The sequence below is a fragment of the Lysinibacillus sp. DFXJR4 genome, from assembly GCF_057196045.1.
Window position 1 is genome coordinate 52054 of record NZ_JBXUNW010000016.1, and the last position, 16868, is coordinate 68921.

Annotated in this window: 15 protein-coding genes; 12 read left to right on the plus strand and 3 right to left on the minus strand. The window is 36.7% G+C overall.

What is annotated here, in order from left to right; all coding sequences use genetic code 11:
- Nucleotides 1-329 precede the first annotated feature (329 nt).
- Nucleotides 330-1253, plus strand: a complete 924-nt coding sequence (locus AC2CGN_RS21130) for a manganese-dependent inorganic pyrophosphatase (protein ID WP_429988201.1) — start codon at nucleotides 330-332, stop codon at nucleotides 1251-1253.
- 37 nt (nucleotides 1254-1290) lie between these two features.
- On the opposite strand, the gene AC2CGN_RS21135 is transcribed toward AC2CGN_RS21130, so the two are convergent.
- Entirely contained in the window at nucleotides 1291-2670 is a 1380-nt protein-coding gene (locus AC2CGN_RS21135) for an FAD-dependent oxidoreductase (protein WP_429989470.1), read from the minus strand.
- A 129-nt stretch (nucleotides 2671-2799) separates the two neighbouring features.
- Between AC2CGN_RS21135 and AC2CGN_RS21140 the strand changes: the two genes are divergently transcribed.
- From AC2CGN_RS21140 to AC2CGN_RS21150, 3 genes are all read left to right on the plus strand, one after another.
- Nucleotides 2800-3507 carry a DsbA family oxidoreductase gene (locus AC2CGN_RS21140; RefSeq protein ID WP_484516101.1) on the plus strand — a complete coding sequence of 236 codons (708 nt, stop codon included), beginning with the start codon at nucleotides 2800-2802 and terminating at the stop codon, nucleotides 3505-3507.
- A 160-nt stretch (nucleotides 3508-3667) separates the two neighbouring features.
- Entirely contained in the window at nucleotides 3668-4294 is a 627-nt protein-coding gene (locus AC2CGN_RS21145) for an FMN-dependent NADH-azoreductase (RefSeq protein ID WP_484516065.1), read from the plus strand.
- A 306-nt stretch (nucleotides 4295-4600) separates the two neighbouring features.
- The gene (locus AC2CGN_RS21150) at nucleotides 4601-6961 is read left to right on the plus strand and encodes a bifunctional 2',3'-cyclic-nucleotide 2'-phosphodiesterase/3'-nucleotidase (protein ID WP_484516067.1); all 2361 of its coding nucleotides are present in this window, start codon (nucleotides 4601-4603) and stop codon (nucleotides 6959-6961) included.
- A gap of 24 nt (nucleotides 6962-6985) precedes the next feature.
- Here AC2CGN_RS21150 and AC2CGN_RS21155 read toward each other — a convergent pair whose 3' ends face one another.
- Both AC2CGN_RS21155 and AC2CGN_RS21160 read right to left on the minus strand, forming a co-directional pair.
- The gene (locus AC2CGN_RS21155; RefSeq protein ID WP_286923334.1) at nucleotides 6986-7354 is read right to left on the minus strand and encodes a DUF2500 domain-containing protein; all 369 of its coding nucleotides are present in this window, start codon (nucleotides 7352-7354) and stop codon (nucleotides 6986-6988) included.
- 34 nt (nucleotides 7355-7388) lie between these two features.
- On the minus strand, nucleotides 7389-7916 hold the full coding sequence (locus AC2CGN_RS21160; RefSeq protein ID WP_429983247.1) for a YceI family protein: 528 nt from the start codon (nucleotides 7914-7916) through the stop codon (nucleotides 7389-7391).
- A gap of 427 nt (nucleotides 7917-8343) precedes the next feature.
- Here AC2CGN_RS21160 and AC2CGN_RS21165 point away from each other — a divergent pair, with 427 nt between their 5' ends.
- The 8 genes from AC2CGN_RS21165 to mntR all read left to right on the plus strand — a co-directional run bounded on the left by AC2CGN_RS21165 (nucleotide 8344) and on the right by mntR (nucleotide 16857).
- A complete protein-coding gene (locus tag AC2CGN_RS21165) occupies nucleotides 8344-8649 on the plus strand; it encodes a winged helix-turn-helix transcriptional regulator (RefSeq protein WP_054771027.1) in 306 nt (101 codons plus the stop codon).
- A 202-nt stretch (nucleotides 8650-8851) separates the two neighbouring features.
- Nucleotides 8852-9766, plus strand: coding sequence for a UDP-N-acetylmuramate dehydrogenase (gene murB / locus AC2CGN_RS21170; RefSeq protein ID WP_429983246.1), 915 nt, complete (start codon nucleotides 8852-8854; stop codon nucleotides 9764-9766).
- A 54-nt stretch (nucleotides 9767-9820) separates the two neighbouring features.
- Nucleotides 9821-10576, plus strand: a complete 756-nt coding sequence (locus tag AC2CGN_RS21175) for an exodeoxyribonuclease III (RefSeq protein ID WP_484516069.1) — start codon at nucleotides 9821-9823, stop codon at nucleotides 10574-10576.
- A gap of 185 nt (nucleotides 10577-10761) precedes the next feature.
- Nucleotides 10762-13125 carry a penicillin acylase family protein gene (locus AC2CGN_RS21180; protein WP_484516071.1) on the plus strand — a complete coding sequence of 788 codons (2364 nt, stop codon included), beginning with the start codon at nucleotides 10762-10764 and terminating at the stop codon, nucleotides 13123-13125.
- Nucleotides 13126-13305: 180 nt separating this feature from the next.
- Nucleotides 13306-13680, plus strand: coding sequence for an ArsR/SmtB family transcription factor (locus AC2CGN_RS21185; RefSeq protein WP_286926290.1), 375 nt, complete (start codon nucleotides 13306-13308; stop codon nucleotides 13678-13680).
- On the plus strand, nucleotides 13658-15784 hold the full coding sequence (locus tag AC2CGN_RS21190) for a heavy metal translocating P-type ATPase (protein ID WP_484516073.1): 2127 nt from the start codon (nucleotides 13658-13660) through the stop codon (nucleotides 15782-15784). The genes AC2CGN_RS21185 and AC2CGN_RS21190 overlap by 23 nt, the downstream gene beginning before the upstream one ends.
- A gap of 170 nt (nucleotides 15785-15954) precedes the next feature.
- On the plus strand, nucleotides 15955-16254 hold the full coding sequence (locus tag AC2CGN_RS21195; protein ID WP_376781256.1) for a late competence development ComFB family protein: 300 nt from the start codon (nucleotides 15955-15957) through the stop codon (nucleotides 16252-16254).
- A gap of 186 nt (nucleotides 16255-16440) precedes the next feature.
- Nucleotides 16441-16857, plus strand: coding sequence for a transcriptional regulator MntR (mntR, locus tag AC2CGN_RS21200; protein WP_283869818.1), 417 nt, complete (start codon nucleotides 16441-16443; stop codon nucleotides 16855-16857).
- The last annotated feature ends 11 nt before the right edge of the window (nucleotides 16858-16868 follow it).

Here is a 16868-nt window from a genome sequence, read left to right on the forward strand (position 1 = left end):
AACTATATATCTATTTATTTCAATTATTTTTAATGAAGTATTAATAATTAATAATAAATGTTAAAAATAGGATGGTAAAAAAATATAAAAATATAGTTATTGAGGAAAATATTCATCTACTAGCTTGCCTATGTATCTTCTTTAACCTATGGGAAAAGTAAGATAAGTAATATGTAGAAGTTATTTTGATATACGGAAAATATCAAAGGGATTTTTAAAGCAAGTATATTGCAAGCACTGATAGACAAAGTTTTACTTTCTATCACGATAGTTCATAGGGTATGATAAAATAAAATAAATGTTATTGCTATTTAGGAGGAGTAATTTTAATGAGTAAAGTTTTAGTTTTTGGTCATAAAAATCCTGATACAGACACAATTACATCTGCCATTGTCTATGCATATTTAAAGCAACAGTTAGGGATAGATGCTGAAGCAGTTCGTCTAGGTGAAGTAAACAACGAAACACAGTTTGCTTTAGATAAATTTGGCTTTGCGGCACCACGTTCCATCTCATCAGTAGTAGGAGCAGAAAAAGTAATTCTTGTAGACCACAATGAATTCCAACAATCTGCTGATGGCATTGAAGAAGTACAAATTACAGAGGTAATTGATCATCACCGTATTGCCAACTTCCAAACAGCTGATCCTTTATACTATCGTGCTGAACCTGTGGGCTGTACTGCTACAATTTTAAATAAAATTTTCAAGGAGAATAGCATTGAAATACCTGCAAATATTGCGGGATTAATGCTTTCTGCTATTGTTTCAGACACATTACTATTCAAATCACCTACATGTACAGAGCAAGATATAAAAGCTGGTGAAGAATTAGCGTCAATTGCAGGAGTTGACATCGCAGAGTACGGTTTAGCAATGCTGAAAGCAGGTGCCGACCTTTCAGATAAATCATTAGAGGATCTTTTATCATTAGATGCAAAAGAGTTCCAGTTTGGGGAATATAAATCTGTAGTTGCTCAGGTGAACGCTGTTGATATGAATGACGTGCTTGGACGCCAAGAAGAATTAGAAATTTTATTAAATAAAAATGTTGCAGAAAATGGATTAGATTTATTCTTTTTTGTTGTGACAGATATCTTAAATAATGATTCAACAGCTGTTGCAATTGGACAAGTAGCAGAGGCTGCAGCAAAAGGATTTGGAGCTGAGTTAGTAAATAATCGAGTTATTTTACCGGGTGTAGTATCTCGTAAAAAACAAATTGTGCCAGTTTTAACGGACGCATTGAAATAATAGAGAAAAGAGGCTGTCTTCGAAAAGACAGCCTCTTTTATTCTAATTTCAATGGTTGTACAGCAGGACCTTCAAGAACTTCTCCCTTGGCATTGAAGCGAGACCCATGACATGGGCAATCCCAAGTTTCATCAGCTTTATTCCATTTTGTTTTACAGCCTAAATGCGTGCAAGTTGGTGTATTGGCATGTCTAAGATAGCCACTGACAAATTCCTTGGCTACAAATCCTCCAACCTTAAGCATTTGCATAAATTGAGCACCAAATTTTGTACGTGCTGGTGAATAAAGAGCAATTGCACCGTCTTCACTCCTTGAACCTGTAATTAAGGAAGACAATATATCTCCAGCTACAAATGAGTTAGAGATTCCCCATTTACGGTAACCAGTTGCAATGAGGACATTAGGCTGCGATTTTGCAATTCTTCCTACATAAGGAATCATGTCAGGTGTTTCAATATCTTGTGCGGACCAACGATAGATTGGTTCTTGCTCGAAATGTGCCCTCATTTCTCCTTCGATGGCTTCATAATAGGGTTCTGTGTTCGCTTTTTCACCTGCAATATGGTTAGCACCACCTAACACTAAATAATGCTCATTGTTTATGGTAGCTGTACGAATTGAACGAGATGGGAAATCTACACAGAGATACTGCCCTTGCATTGTTTCATTAATTTTGCTAGCGACCATATAGGAGCGGCTGTTAGAAAGCTTAAAAAGATGTAGCCCTTTAAAGGCTTCAATGGGGTAATGTGAACACAAAATAAGTTTGTTATATTGAACCGACATATTATTTTCGGTATGTAAATTATTTTGTGATATGTTTAATTGCTGCACACGAGTATTTGTATAGAGTTTTGCACCCATTGATAATGCTTCTTTTGCAAGAAAATTACAAACCTCCACTGGATTTATTTGCGCCTGCTGCGACATATTAAGTGCTTTTGTAATTGGGAAAGGAAGCTCTGTTTCAGAGGTGATCTTTGCTTTGATATTTAAAACTTTGTAGGCATTCCATTCTTTTAATAGCTGTGCATATCCTGTTTTTGTTTGGCAATAAAGTAATGATTCCACTTGCTGGACACTATTCTTTGGAAGTAATTGCATCGCTTTTTCAATAGCGAGCTGATTGAGCTGATAATAAAGCCTGGCTTCCTCTACTGATAGTTTTTCAATAAGTTCTGAATAAACTAGGCTATGCTGTGCAGTTAATTTTCCTGTTGAATGACCAGTCGTACCATGGCCTAAATGTGTATTTGCTTCAAGTAAGACTACGTCAACACCCGATTTAGCCAAGGTATAGGCTGTATAGAGACCTGTCAAGCCTCCTCCAATAATGCATACATCACAAGTTGTAGAAGCATTTAGAGATGTTAAGGAGATGGAATCAGATGTTGCAAGCCAAAGAGATTGTATCATACATAAAATCCTCACATTGTTTTTACGTTCAGTATGTAGATAGGTTTGAAAATTTATGCAAAGAAGCATAAAAATTGCCTTGCTATAAGGTCTATCGCTACAATGTAGCAAAAAGGAGTGTGTTGGATGATGAAAATTGAAATATGGTCAGATTATGTATGTCCATTTTGTTATATTGGAAAAAAACAGCTTGAGCAGGCAATAGAGGATACAGGTTTTACAGGACAGGTGGAGCTTGTATATAAAAGCTATCAACTTGATCCAACTACACCTGTTGATACAAATGTATCCACGTTTGAAGCTTTAGCGAAAAAGTATGGTATGTCTTTAGAAAAAGCAAAAGAAATGACGCAAGGCGTGGCAGCTAGGGCCAAAGAGGTTGGCCTAAACTATAATTTTGATAGGCTTATGGAAGAAAATACTTTAAAGGCACATCGTCTAGTGAAATGGGCGGAGCAGCAAGGGGATGCTACAGCACTTGTAGAAGCCCTTTTACATGGTTATTTTATTGAAGCAAAACGGATTGGACACGATAATGTATTAGTCGATATTGCTGAGCAAGTAGGTTTGAATCGTGACGAAGTTGCGAAAGTTCTTGCGTCTGATGAGTATAAAAGTGAGGTAGAATCGGACATTCAGGAAGGGCTAGAACTTGGTGTACGTGGTGTACCGTTCTTCGTTGTCAATCGTAAGTATGGTATTTCAGGTGCTCAACCACAGAAAGTATTTGAAGATACTTTGCGTAAAGTGGCACAGGAAGAGGGTTTACAGCCAACATTGAAAATGGCTGGCACTGACGAAACTGGAGTATGCACAGACGAAAGCTGTAAGTTTTAAATTAAGCTAGACGGATATTAATATGTCTATATGAGTATTTCAGTCAAAAGTATGAAATTAATAATGTTGACTTTTGACTGAAAATTTTTTAGACTAAGGAAGTCATATATCTCGAAATCGAGATATACTAAATTATGATTTTAAAGGGAGATTTTATATAATGAACGTATTAGTAGTAAAAGCTAACAACCGACCAGATGGTATTTCAACAAAAATGTATGAGACATTTATGGAAAATGTAAAAGGTGTTAATGTTACAACGTTTGACGTGTATAAAGAAGATATGCCTTATTTTGGTCAAGATCTTTTCAATGCTTTTGGTAAAGTACAGAATGGCGGAGAGCTAACTGAAATCGAATCTCGTCTTTTAGCTGCAAAGCAAAAAGCAATGGATGCTTTAACTGCAGCTGATGTAGTTGTATTTGCTTTCCCACTTTGGAACCTAACAATTCCAGCTACATTACAAACTTTCATTGATTATGTATACCAAGCTGGATACACATTCAAATATAATGAGCAAGGCCAAATGGAGAGCTTAATGACAGACAAAAAAGCAATTATTTTGAATGCGCGTGGTGGTTACTACTCTTCACCAGAAGCTCAACCACTAGAAATGGCAGTGAACTATATTAAAAATATTGCAGGTGGCGTATTCGGTATGGAAATTATCGAAGAAGTTGTTATTGAAGGACACAATGCTTCACCAGATAAAGCTCAAGAAATTATTGCAAATGGCCTAGAAGAAGTTAAGAAAGTAGCTCAATCTTTACAATCTATCCATGCATAACCAATATTTTTTTAACAAAAGTTCTCTCTAATCTGAGAGGACTTTTTTTTATTGGTGTAGTGGAGGTACGGTGGTGGTATAGTGGTCTGACATATTGAAGCTATACACTTAATGTTAATTTACATTAAATAACATCATATAGTGAAGAATAAGAGGAATTGGTATTAATCTATGATTTTCTAGTAAAGTGCTTTGCTAATCATTCAAAAGTACATACAATTAGGACTATTTAGTCAGTAAATATATGAATTAGTATAATATAATAGAAATTGTAGGAAAATAATAGATTTCTAAGGAGGTTGTTACATGAATAAGAAATTAATGACTAATTTTTTTGCGATGTTACTTATTTTATTCACATTGCTTCCATTTGGACTGTCTGCAAATGCTGCATCGAACGATGTGACACGTGGAGATTTCGTGAAAGAATTAGTGGGAAAATTAAACGTTGAGCTAGGTGGTGGTTCAAATCTGTCCTTTACTGATGTTCCAAAGGATTTAGCTCCTTATGTGGAAAAAGCAGTAGAACTGAACTTGATTAAAGGTAAAAGTGTCACATCGTTTGGACCAAATGATAAATTAACACGTCAACAGGCTTTTGTTATATCTGCTCGTGGACTAGTTAATGAAAACGCTTCATTCTCAGTGTTAGATAAATTCAAGGATGCTCATTTAATTGCTAAGACACATAAGCAAGATTTAGCAAATGCTGTTGCAGCAAATATTTTACAAGGCTTTGATGATAACACAATTCGCCCCCGCGACTATGTGACATCAGAGCAAATGCAAAGTATTGTGGAACGTTTTGTAGCTGAATATAAATCACCAGTAGCTAAGACTACAATGGATCTACAAATTTTAGGGACGACAGATATCCATACAAACCTAGCTAATTATAATTATTACTTAGATGCTGAATCAGCCGATGTAGGATTAGCGAATACTGCTGCATTAATTGAACAAGCACGTGCTGAGAATCCAAACACATTATTGTTCGATAATGGCGATTTAATTCAAGGAACGCCATTAGGCTCTTATAAGGCGTTGGAAAACGTATTAAAGCCTGGTGAAGTTCATCCAGCGATTGCAGCACTTAATGCATTGAAATATGATGGTGGAACGTTAGGTAACCACGAATTCAACTACGGTTTAGCGTTTTTAGATGAGGTATTAAATGATGTACAATATCCAGTCGTAAATGCAAACACTTATGATGCTAAAACAAAAAAGCATATGTATACGCCTTATGTCATTTTAGATAAAGAGGTTGTAGATCATACAGGTAAAAAGCACACACTTAAAATAGGTGTTACAGGTATCGTACCAACAAAAATTGTTGAGTGGGATGCGATTCATTTAGCAGGTAAAGTTGATATGCAGGAACCTGTTGAAGCGGTAAAAGAAATTGTGCCAGAAATGCAAAAAGCAGGTGCTGATGTAATCGTCGTTCTTTCACATTCGGGTATTGGTGAAGATACGTATGTGGAAGGGGTAGAAAACGTTGGTTATCAAATTGCTCAAATCGAAGGTATTGATGCGTTAATTACAGGTCACTCTCATTTAACATTCCCAGGTGACTATAAGGATCTTAAAAATGTAGATCAAGAAAAAGGGACAATTAATGGAGTACCTACTGTTATGGCAGGTAGCTATGGTAGTCATCTTGGTGTTATTGATTTAAAGCTAGAGCTACAGGGCTCAAAATGGATTGTTGTGGATGGACAAGGTTCTATTCGCTCTATTAAGAAAGAGGGATTACAGCCTTCTAAAACAGTTTTAAATGCGATTAAGGAAGCCCATGAAGGTACTTTAAAGTATATTCGCCAACCTGTTGGTGAGACAACTGCACCAATCCATAGTTACTTCTCTATGGTGCAAGATGATCCTTCTATTCAAATTGTTACACAGGCTCAAAAATGGTTTATTGAAAAGGAATTAAAAGGTACTGCTGATGAAAAGACACCACTGCTTTCTGCTGGGGCACCTTTCAAAGCAGGTTCTCGTAATAATCCTGCCGATTATACAAATATTCCTGTAGGTCCTCTTGCAATTAAAAATATGGCAGATATTTACCATTATGACAACACTGTTGCAACGATTAAAGTAACAGGTGCTCAAGCTATTGAATGGTTAGAGATGGCTGCAGGCATTTTTGCAACAATTGATCCAAATAAAACAGAAGAGCAAAATATTATCGATCCAGAAGCACGTTCTTATAATTTCGACGTGCTAGATGGTTTAACTTATCAAATTGATGTGACATCGCCAGCAAAATATGATCGTCGTGGTAATCTTACTGATGAAAAGGCAAATCGTATTAAAAATGTGCAATATGCTGGTAAACCGATTGATTTAAAACAAGAATTCATCATTATTACAAACAATTACCGTGTTGGTGGCTCATATGGGGCGACATTCAAAAATGCTAATGGCTCTAATGTAACAAATTATGCGTATGAAAATCGCCAAGCTGTTATTGATTACATTATGGACAATAAAACAATAAATCCTGCTGCTGACAATAACTGGTCGTTTGTACCATTCCCAGCAAATACAAAGGTTATTTACCAAACTGCTAAGGATGCTCAAAAAGTTATCCCAGCAGGTAGCTCTATTAAATATTTGGGAGATACAGAGGGTGGCTTTGGTAAATATTTAATTCAATAATGAAAATGAAAAGAAGAGCGCGCGTTAATCGCTGCTCTTCTTATTTTGCCGTTCAAATGTTTGATAACGTGTGCCTTGAAACGTTAGTAATCCAAAGTCGCCCTCTGCAAGTAGTCCAAAATCACGACCATTCATTTTTAACTCTAACCGATCACCGCTTTGTACCTCAAACGTTACATAATAGGATGTATGGGCACTAGTGTTACCAGAACCTCCACGAGTATTAGATCGTTTCGTAACGACTTTAGCTGGAACTGTTAAAATAGGTGAATTATTGTTCTTTGACCACTGTAAAATGCCGTTAAAAACAGTGAACACGATACCTCCAATAACAATTAAAAAGATTATTGAAATAAATATAGAAGCAAATGAAAAATCATTAAACACAAACATAAAATCCTCCTTACCTACATTACAGCTAAAACCATTATATTGGATTTATTTCAAGGTCTACAACAACATCAATTTCATCACTAATTAATACACCGCCTGTTTCAAGCAACGAGTTATACACTAAATTAAATTCTCGACGGTCAATTTGTGTCTTTGCTTGGAAGCCATATACCTCTTGTGCCCAAGGGTTTACCCCGTTCCCGGTATATACTGTAGTAAATATAATAGGCTTTGTTATGTTTTTAATAGTTAAATCACCATGAATAGCATATTCTTTATCTCCAAGTTTTTTAATATCTGTGGATGTAAATAATATTTTAGGATAAACATCAGCATCGAAAAAGTCAGGAGATACAAGGTGAACATCTCGATCGAAATTTTTTGTGGAAACACTTGCAACTGCGATGGCAAAGGAAATGCTTCCACCTTCTACTTGTTCAATATCTGGTAAAGCTATTTCTGCATTGTACGATTCGAATGTACCATGTATTTTTGATATCATCATATGTTTTACAGAAAAGCCGATCGTTGAATGGCTAAAATCAATTGCATACTTTTTCACTGGAAAATCCCCCTAAAAATAGTATCTTACACCGAATGATAGAGTAAAAAATTCAATGATTCAATGGATTACTAATAAAAATGCCTAAATATACGTTAAATAAACGTGTAATTTGTGAATATTTAAAATTATTATAAGAAAGTAAAGATTCATATTGAGAAGAGAGAAGGCATATAGTGAGTTGTCTTGTGCAAAGATTATTTTTCGACTACGGTCATTTTAAATGAAGATAAAGAAAAGGTTTAGTTTTTTATATCATTTAATGTAAATTTCTGTATGGTAACTAAAATAATTCATAATCAAGCTTAAACTTACTTTTAGTAATTAAATATACATATGTAAATTAATTACTTGGTGTAAATAAGTTACTTCAAATTTACTTTTATAAAAAGAATCGTTACAATAGAGTACATAAGAGGTGAAAAAAATGAATGAGACAACTTTATGTCCTCGTTTAGCTAAAGCAATGGATTTAATTGGAAAGCGCTGGACAGGGCTAATTTTATATCAACTATTAGATGGGCCACAGCGATTTAATGAGATTGAGTCTGCTTTACCTGTAAGTGGCCGTTTGTTATCAGAACGTTTAAAAGAGCTGGAAAAAGAAGGGCTTGTGGAGCGAAAAGTATATTCAGAAGTTCCAGTACGTGTCGAGTATTCGTTAACGGATAAGGGTAAGGCGTTAGAAGGAGCTATTCGCAATATCGAATCATGGGCAACGAGCTGGCTTTAAAAGAAGCCTATATATGGATAAGTTGCTAAAAAAGTTTATTGGAATGGTCTTGAATTTTCTTTATAATATTCAACATCTCTGCACAGGGTGCTTTGCAACCCATGAAAACGAGATAAAATACCCTTCATTTTACTTGTCAAATCGAGGTTCTAAATCCATACTAGTGTAGAGTAAGAAGGATGTTAGAAAGGAATTAGCTCTCATGACAAAAGAACAATGGGCATCGGATTTAGCGCAAAGCATAAATCCAGCCAATATTAAATTAAATGAATCATTACAGCGATATACGATGACTAAATTAGGCGGTAAGGCAGATGTTTTTGTTTTACCTGAAACAGAAGAAGAAGCGATATCCGTTATTCGCTATGCGCATATAAATAATATTCCATTATTAATGTTAGGTAATGGGTCCAATATGGTTGTTCGTGATGGCGGACATCGAGGGATCGTTGTTACATTTTCATATTTAGATGAAATTCATATAGAAGATGACCATGTTTACGCGCAAAGCGGCGCACTCATAAAGGATGTATCTAAACTAGCTGCTGCTGCCTCTTTAACAGGCTTTGAATTTGCTTGTGGTATTCCAGGCTCAATTGGTGGAGCGATGGCTATGAATGCGGGCGCCTATGGTGGAGAAATTAAGGATATTATTATTTCCTCTAAGGTGCTAACTAAAGATGGGAATGTTTTAATACTAAACAAAGAAGAGCTTGAACTAGGCTACCGTAAAAGTATTATTGCTAAAAAGGGTTACTATGTACTGTCATCCGAATTTCAGTTAGCTAAAGGTGTGCAGGAAGAAATTGACGCTAAAATTGCAGATTTAACGTTCCAACGAGAATCCAAGCAGCCATTAGAATACCCATCTGCAGGGAGTGTTTTTAAGCGTCCTCCAGGTCACTTTGCAGGGAAGCTTATTCAAGATAGTGGCCTACAAGGAAAAGGCGTAGGTGACGCTGAGGTTTCAACGAAGCATGCAGGCTTTATTGTGAATAAAGGCAATGCTACAGCCTCTGATTATATCGCAACAATCCAAATGGTACAGCGGGTAGTGAAGGAAAAGTTTGGTATTGATTTGGAGACAGAAGTTAAAATAGTTGGTGATGACTTATAGCATACTACGCTCTTCGCTAATGGCGGGGGGCGTTTTTTTGAGGGAGAGAAGAAAATGAAATTTATATCTTGGAATGTTAATGGAATTAGAGCCTGTGTAGGCAAAGGTTTTTTAGATTTCTTCAATAGCATGGATGCTGATTTTTTCTGTATACAAGAAACCAAATGTCAGGCAGGACAAGTTGAGCTATCTCTTGAAGGTTATGAGCAGTATTGGAACTACGCACAGAAGAAGGGCTACTCGGGCACGGCTATCTTTACAAAGCATACGCCACTTTCTGTACATTATGGTGTAGGTGAAGATATTTCTCAGGATGAGGGACGAATTATTACGTTAGAGTATGAAGATTTCTACCTTGTAAATGTTTATACACCAAACGCTCAGCGTGATTTAGCACGATTACCTCTACGTTTAGAGTGGGAGAGTAGGCTAGTTTTATATTTACAGAAGCTAGATGCCCAGAAGCCTATCGTATACTGCGGAGACTTAAATGTTGCACATATGGAGATTGATTTAAAAAATGCAAAATCGAATATTGGAAATTCTGGCTTTACATATGAAGAACGTGCTAAAATGTCAGAGCTTTTAGCAAGTGGTTTTATTGATTCCTTCCGTCACCTATATCCTGAAAAAACAGACCACTATACTTGGTGGTCTTATATGAATAAAGTCCGTGAACGCAATATTGGCTGGCGTATTGATTATTTTATTGTTTCTGAGAGATTAAAAGACAGTATAGAAGAGGCGAATATTCATGCACATATTTTAGGAAGTGATCATTGTCCAATTGAATTACAGCTTCATATTTAGAATTAAAAAATCGTATTTTTCTATTAGGGAAAATACGATTTTTTAACATTCCTCAGTAGTATGGATGATTCATATTTTTTATACTGTCCGTGTTCTATAAATCGCTAAATTTCGCTAATTTTTTTACACTTAAAAGGATTTGGCAGGCGAAAACCAGAATATATTGCAAAGAAGGGGGTTGGCATGTGAGAAAGTTTACATGGAAAAGGTGGCTGCTGGCTACTATCGTTTTTTTAGCAGTAGTTGCGATTGCGCTATTTATCGGCTTTACGTGGTTCATGAATAAATCAAAGCCAGTAATTGATGGGGAGCTTGCTGTAAATGTGTTGGAGCAGGATGTAAGTGTCACAAGGGATGACAAGGGGGTCCCTCATATATTCGCTCAGACAGATGCAGATTTGTATCGTGCACAGGGCTATGTACAGGCACAAGATAGACTGTTTCAAATGGATTTAGCTCGTAGACAGGCAAGTGGTCGCTTGTCAGAGATAATTGGAGAGGCAACCATTAATTCAGATAAGCATTTTCGAACGTTTAGTTTACGAGATGCAGCTGAAAAATCATTATCTGCCTACGATCCAGAAAGCAAGCAGGTACTTGAATGGTTTGCAGAGGGTGTAAATGCTTTTATTGCAGAGGCAAAAGAAAAAAATACGTTAAGCTATGAATTTGCATTATTAGGCTATGAACCAGAGGATTGGTCTGTGGAAGACTCTCTAACAATTGGAAAATATATGGCTTATGATTTAGGCGGAAATTGGAACGCACTTGCATTCCGTCATTGGGCTTTACAAAACTTCGGTGAAGACAAAGCGAAAGAATTATTTATGAAATATCCTGAAAATGCGTCATCTATTATTGAAGCCAATAAGGAAAATCCAGTTGCAGTAGCAGGGCAATTTCAAGCTGATTTATTGCCAAACGAATTTAATGGTAGTAATAACTGGGTAGTATCAGGTGAAAAAACAGCATCAGGCACACCCATTTTAGCAGATGATCCACATCTAGGATTAAGTACACCGTCAATTTGGTATCAAATGCACTTAAATTCACCTGAACAAAATGTTAGTGGCGTAATTTTTGCAGGTATTCCTGGCATTATTTTAGGACACAACGATGACATTGCTTGGGGAGTTACCAATGTTGGACCTGATGTACAGGATTTATATATTGAAATACCAAATCCAGATAATCCAACTCAATATCGCTATGATGGCAAATGGGAGCAAGCAGAGGTACGTGATGAATCAATCAAGGTAAAGGATGGAGATACAGTAGATTTTGAAGTAGTTGTTACAAGACATGGTCCGATTATGACTAATTTAGCATTTAAGGATACGGAGCCGACAGCACAATTTGCCATGCAGTGGACGGCACTTCAGCCAACTGCAGAGTTAAGTGCGATTTTGGGTTTCAATAAGGCGAAATCGTGGAATGAATTTGAAAAAGCGTTAGAGGATTTCAAAGCACCCGCTCAAAATTTTGTATTTGCTTCAAAGGATGGAACGATTGCATATAAAGCCAATGGTCAAATACCAATTCGAAAGCAGGGTGATGGACAGCTGCCAGTTCCAGGGGATTCTAGTGACTACGGCTGGGAGGGCTTTATCCCATGGGATGAGCTACCGACTATAATCAACCCAAAGGAAGGCTTTATCGCAACAGCAAATAATGAAGTTATTGGAGAGGAATATCCTTATCATATTACGAACTTTTGGGCGCAACCTTATCGTTTTGAGCGAATTAAGGAAGTGTTAGCTGCAAATGATTCCATCACAGTGGAGGATATGATGCGACTACAAATGGATCAGCAGAATCTATATGCACGCGAGTTTTTACCAAATTTATTAGCATCAATTAAATCAAAAGATCACGATGGAAAGTACGCAGATATTATTAAATTGTTAGAAGAATGGGATATGATAGATGCCAAGGAATCAGGTGCTCCGCTAGTCTTCCATACATTGATGATAAAGCTTCAGGAAGTATTATTTAAAGATCAGATGCCGGAAGATATGTATAAATTAATGTCTGGGAAGTTTAATATTACTGATCAGCTTTTACGTTCAGCATATGCAGGAGATAAGAGCATTTGGATGGAAGAGCAAGGTGGTGTGGATACAACTGTTTATAAGGCATTCGAACTTACCGTAGCGCAATTAGAAGACCAATTTGGTCAAAATGTATCGAAGTGGCAATGGGGCGACTTCCATCAGCTTACTTTTGATCATACATTAGGCAGTGCTTCACCAATTCTTGCGGCATATTTTAATGCTAAAAAGGTTCCTATTGGCGGCTCCAAGGTTACTGTTCAAGCTGCCGATAATGATGGGGCAGGAAATGTAGACCATGGTGCATCATGGCGTTTTGTTGTAGATGCGGGGGATTTAAGCTCAGCCTATCATATCGTTGGTCCAGGACAAAGTGGGCATGTAAAATCAAATTGGTATCAAGACCAAGTAATGGATTGGGCAAATGGAGTTTATCATCAAACCTTTGTGAGAAAAGATGATATTAAGGGAAAAACATTACTATTAAAAGCAAAATAAACAAAAATCAGCGTACAAGAATGTGCGCTGATTTTTATTTATTTCTTCGTAAGCGTATGATTGAAATTTTTTTATGGAAATAATGATATAAATCCTATACATTCAAATAATCGTTTGAATAAGATGGAATATTATGTTATAGTGAGAACAATCAAACCAATATTTGAATGAGGTGAGGAAATGCCGAAAGAAGTATGTGAAGTAACACTGGTTCATGAGGAAGCGGTCATAAAGGTGCAAAATCAAATGCCTGATTTATCAGGAGTAGCAAAGTTTTTGAAAGCATTATCCGATGAAACAAGATTAAAAATTGCTTTTGCCTTAACGGTAGAGGATGAGTTATGTGTGTGTGATGTTGCTTCAATTATTGGTTCATCTGTAGCGACTGCATCCCATCATTTACGATATTTAAAAGAAAATAATTTAGCGAGATCGTATCGTAAAGGGAAGCAAATGTACTACTCTTTAGCGGATGAGCATGTGTATCAAATTGTAACGATTGCCTATGAACATGCGAAAGAGGGGAAAGCTAATGACAGCAACGACACCATCTAAACAAGAATATAGACTACAAAACTTGTCATGTGCTAGCTGTGCAGCGAAATTTGAAAAAAACGTAAAAGCTATTCCAAAAGTACAAGATGCACAGGTTAACTTTGGTGCTTCTAAAATAACAGTTATTGGAGATATTAGCGTTGATCAAATTGAGGAGGCGGGTGCTTTTGATGGCATAAAAGTGTCACAATCTCCAACTAGGTCTCTGGAAAAATCAATACCCTTTTATCGAAAAACGGAAAATATTTTAGCTGGCATATCATTATTATTTGTAGTGCTTGGTTATATTTTTGGAGCATGGCGTGGTGAAACAGACCCACTACCGATTGGAATGTTTATTATTGCGATTCTAGTTGGAGGTATGGGGATTTTTAAAACAGGCTTCCGCAATTTAGTTCGATTTGAATTTGATATGAAAACACTTATGACTATTGCGGTTATAGGTGCAGCCATTATTGGTGAATGGGAAGAAGCCGCTGTTGTTGTCTTTTTATTTGCAGTAAGTGAAGCATTAGAAGCTTATTCAATGGATAAAGCGCGTCAATCCATTCGACAGCTAATGGATATAGCTCCGCCAACGGCAACGATAAAACGAGCACATGGTGAACATTTCCACGAAATGGAGTTACCAACTGAGCAAATAGAAATTGGAGATATTTTAATTGTTAAGCCAGGTCAAAAGATTGCGATGGATGGCATCGTTATAAATGGGTTATCTGCTGTAAATCAAGCAGCAATAACTGGTGAATCGATTCCAGTTAATAAAACAATTGATGATGAAGTATTTGCGGGGACGTTGAATGAAGAGGGAGCACTAGAGATACGTGTTACGAAGCGAGTGGAGGATACAACCATTGCCAAAATCATTCATCTCGTTGAAGAGGCACAAGCAGAAAAGGCACCCTCACAGCAGTTCGTTGATCGATTTGCCAAATATTATACGCCAGCGATAATGATAGTTGCATTACTTGTAGCAGTTATCCCACCTCTTTTTGTGGGGGATTGGCAGCATTGGATTTATCAAGGATTAGCAGTTCTGGTTGTTGGTTGTCCATGTGCACTTGTTGTTTCAACACCAGTAGCAATCGTTACGGCCATTGGAAATGCTGCTCGACAAGGCGTTCTTGTTAAGGGTGGTATACATCTAGAGCAGTTAGGTCATATTGAAGCGGTAGCTTTTGATAAAACAGGTACCCTTACAAAAGGTCAACCTGCTGTAACAGATATCTATACAGCAGAGGAACTTTCTCAGGATTACGTTTTACAGCTAGTAGCAGCTGTTGAAAAACAATCACAGCATCCATTAGCAAAAGCAATTTTAAAGAAATTACATGATGAAAAATTAACAGAGCTGAACCCTACTGATTTCCAATCTGTCACAGGTAAGGGTGCTTATGCAACGGTTGATAAGCAGATTATCTATGTTGGTAGCTTAAAATGGATTGCAACACTAGCAGCAGTTGATGAAAAAATAACGGAACAGGTTAAGAAACTACAAAAACAGGGTAAAACAGTAGTAGCAGCTGTTAGTAATGATCGATTTATTGGCTTGATTGGAATCGCTGATCAATTACGACAAGAAAGTAAAGATGTGCTGAGTAAATTAAGTGCTCTAAAAGTGAAGCATACAGTAATGCTAACAGGTGATGCAGAGCCTACAGCTCAAGCGATTGCAACCTCTTTAAATATGACAGATGTGCGCGCAAGCTTATTACCTGCTGATAAGTTGATGGCTATTAAAGACTTACGAACGGAATTTGGTGCAGTAGCAATGGTAGGTGATGGGGTTAATGATGCCCCTGCCCTAGCCTCTGCTAATGTCGGTATTGCGATGGGTGGTGCTGGCACAGATGCAGCTCTAGAAACTGCAGATATAGCGTTAATGGGTGATGACCTAACGAAGCTTCCTTATACAATTGGTTTAAGCAGAAAAACATTACGCATTATTAAAGAGAACATTATATTTGCCCTAGCCTTAAAATTAATAGCATTGTTACTCGTCATTCCTGGATGGTTAACCTTGTGGATTGCCATTTTCGCAGATATGGGTGCAACATTATTAGTTGTTTTTAATTCATTACGATTAATTAAAATAAAAAAGTAGTAAATAGGATTTAAAATGTTGAGGTTGTATAGGAATTTTATCTTACCGAGGAACTAGTAATTTTGTTGATATAGATGCTACTAGGGATTCTTGAAAAAGCCCGCCGTTAACGCTATTATAATTTCAGGAACAATGTAACAATTAAACATAAATGAGGCGAAAGTTTGAATATGTCAGATCCTATTTTAGTAAATGTTACAGAGGAAATTGTGCGTGGTTTAGTTAGCTTTCTATTACGAGGACCAGAATATCAAACATTTTGTAAATGTGAAATGTGTGAACTTGACACAGTAGCACTAACATTAAATGCATTGCCTAGTAAGTATGTTACATCTATGGAAGCCCGAGATGAAGCATTTAGAGTCATGAATACACCTGAAAATATAGAGCGTATTAACAGAGAAATTATTCATGCATTACATGTGGTCAATAAGCATCCTCGACATAAAGAAGAGCCCACTTCTATCTGAAGTAGGCTCTTTTTATGCTAGATATAGGAGGATGAAATATCAGTGGTCGAGTAAGTTACGCCTTCTCAGGAGATACAATTTGTATTATACATGTAACGATTTTCTGGCATATGTATTTTCAGTTAACTTTTAAGCCAAGCTTGTAGTAAACTAGAGAGTAAGAATAGGAAAGAGAGGGAATAAGATATGCCAACACCTAGTATGGAGGACCATATCGAACAAATATATCTATTAATCGCTCATAAAGGATATGCTCGAGTGTCTGACATTGCTGAAGCATTATCTGTTCTTCCTTCTTCTGTTACAAAAATGGTTCAAAAATTAGATAAAGATGGTTATTTAGTTTACGAAAAATACCGTGGTCTCACATTGACAGCCAAAGGAGAAAAGCTTGGAAAACGTCTTGTACAGCGCCATGAGCTTCTAGAGCAATTTTTGCGAATCATTGGTGTAGATGAAGAGCGTATTTATGATGATGTAGAGGGAATCGAGCATCATTTAAGTTGGAACTCAATTGACCGCATTGCAGATCTTGTGCAAGTAATGGAAGAAAACCCAGACATTGCGAAAAAATTAGAGGCATCTAGAACACACAATTTATAAAATTTTTTGCG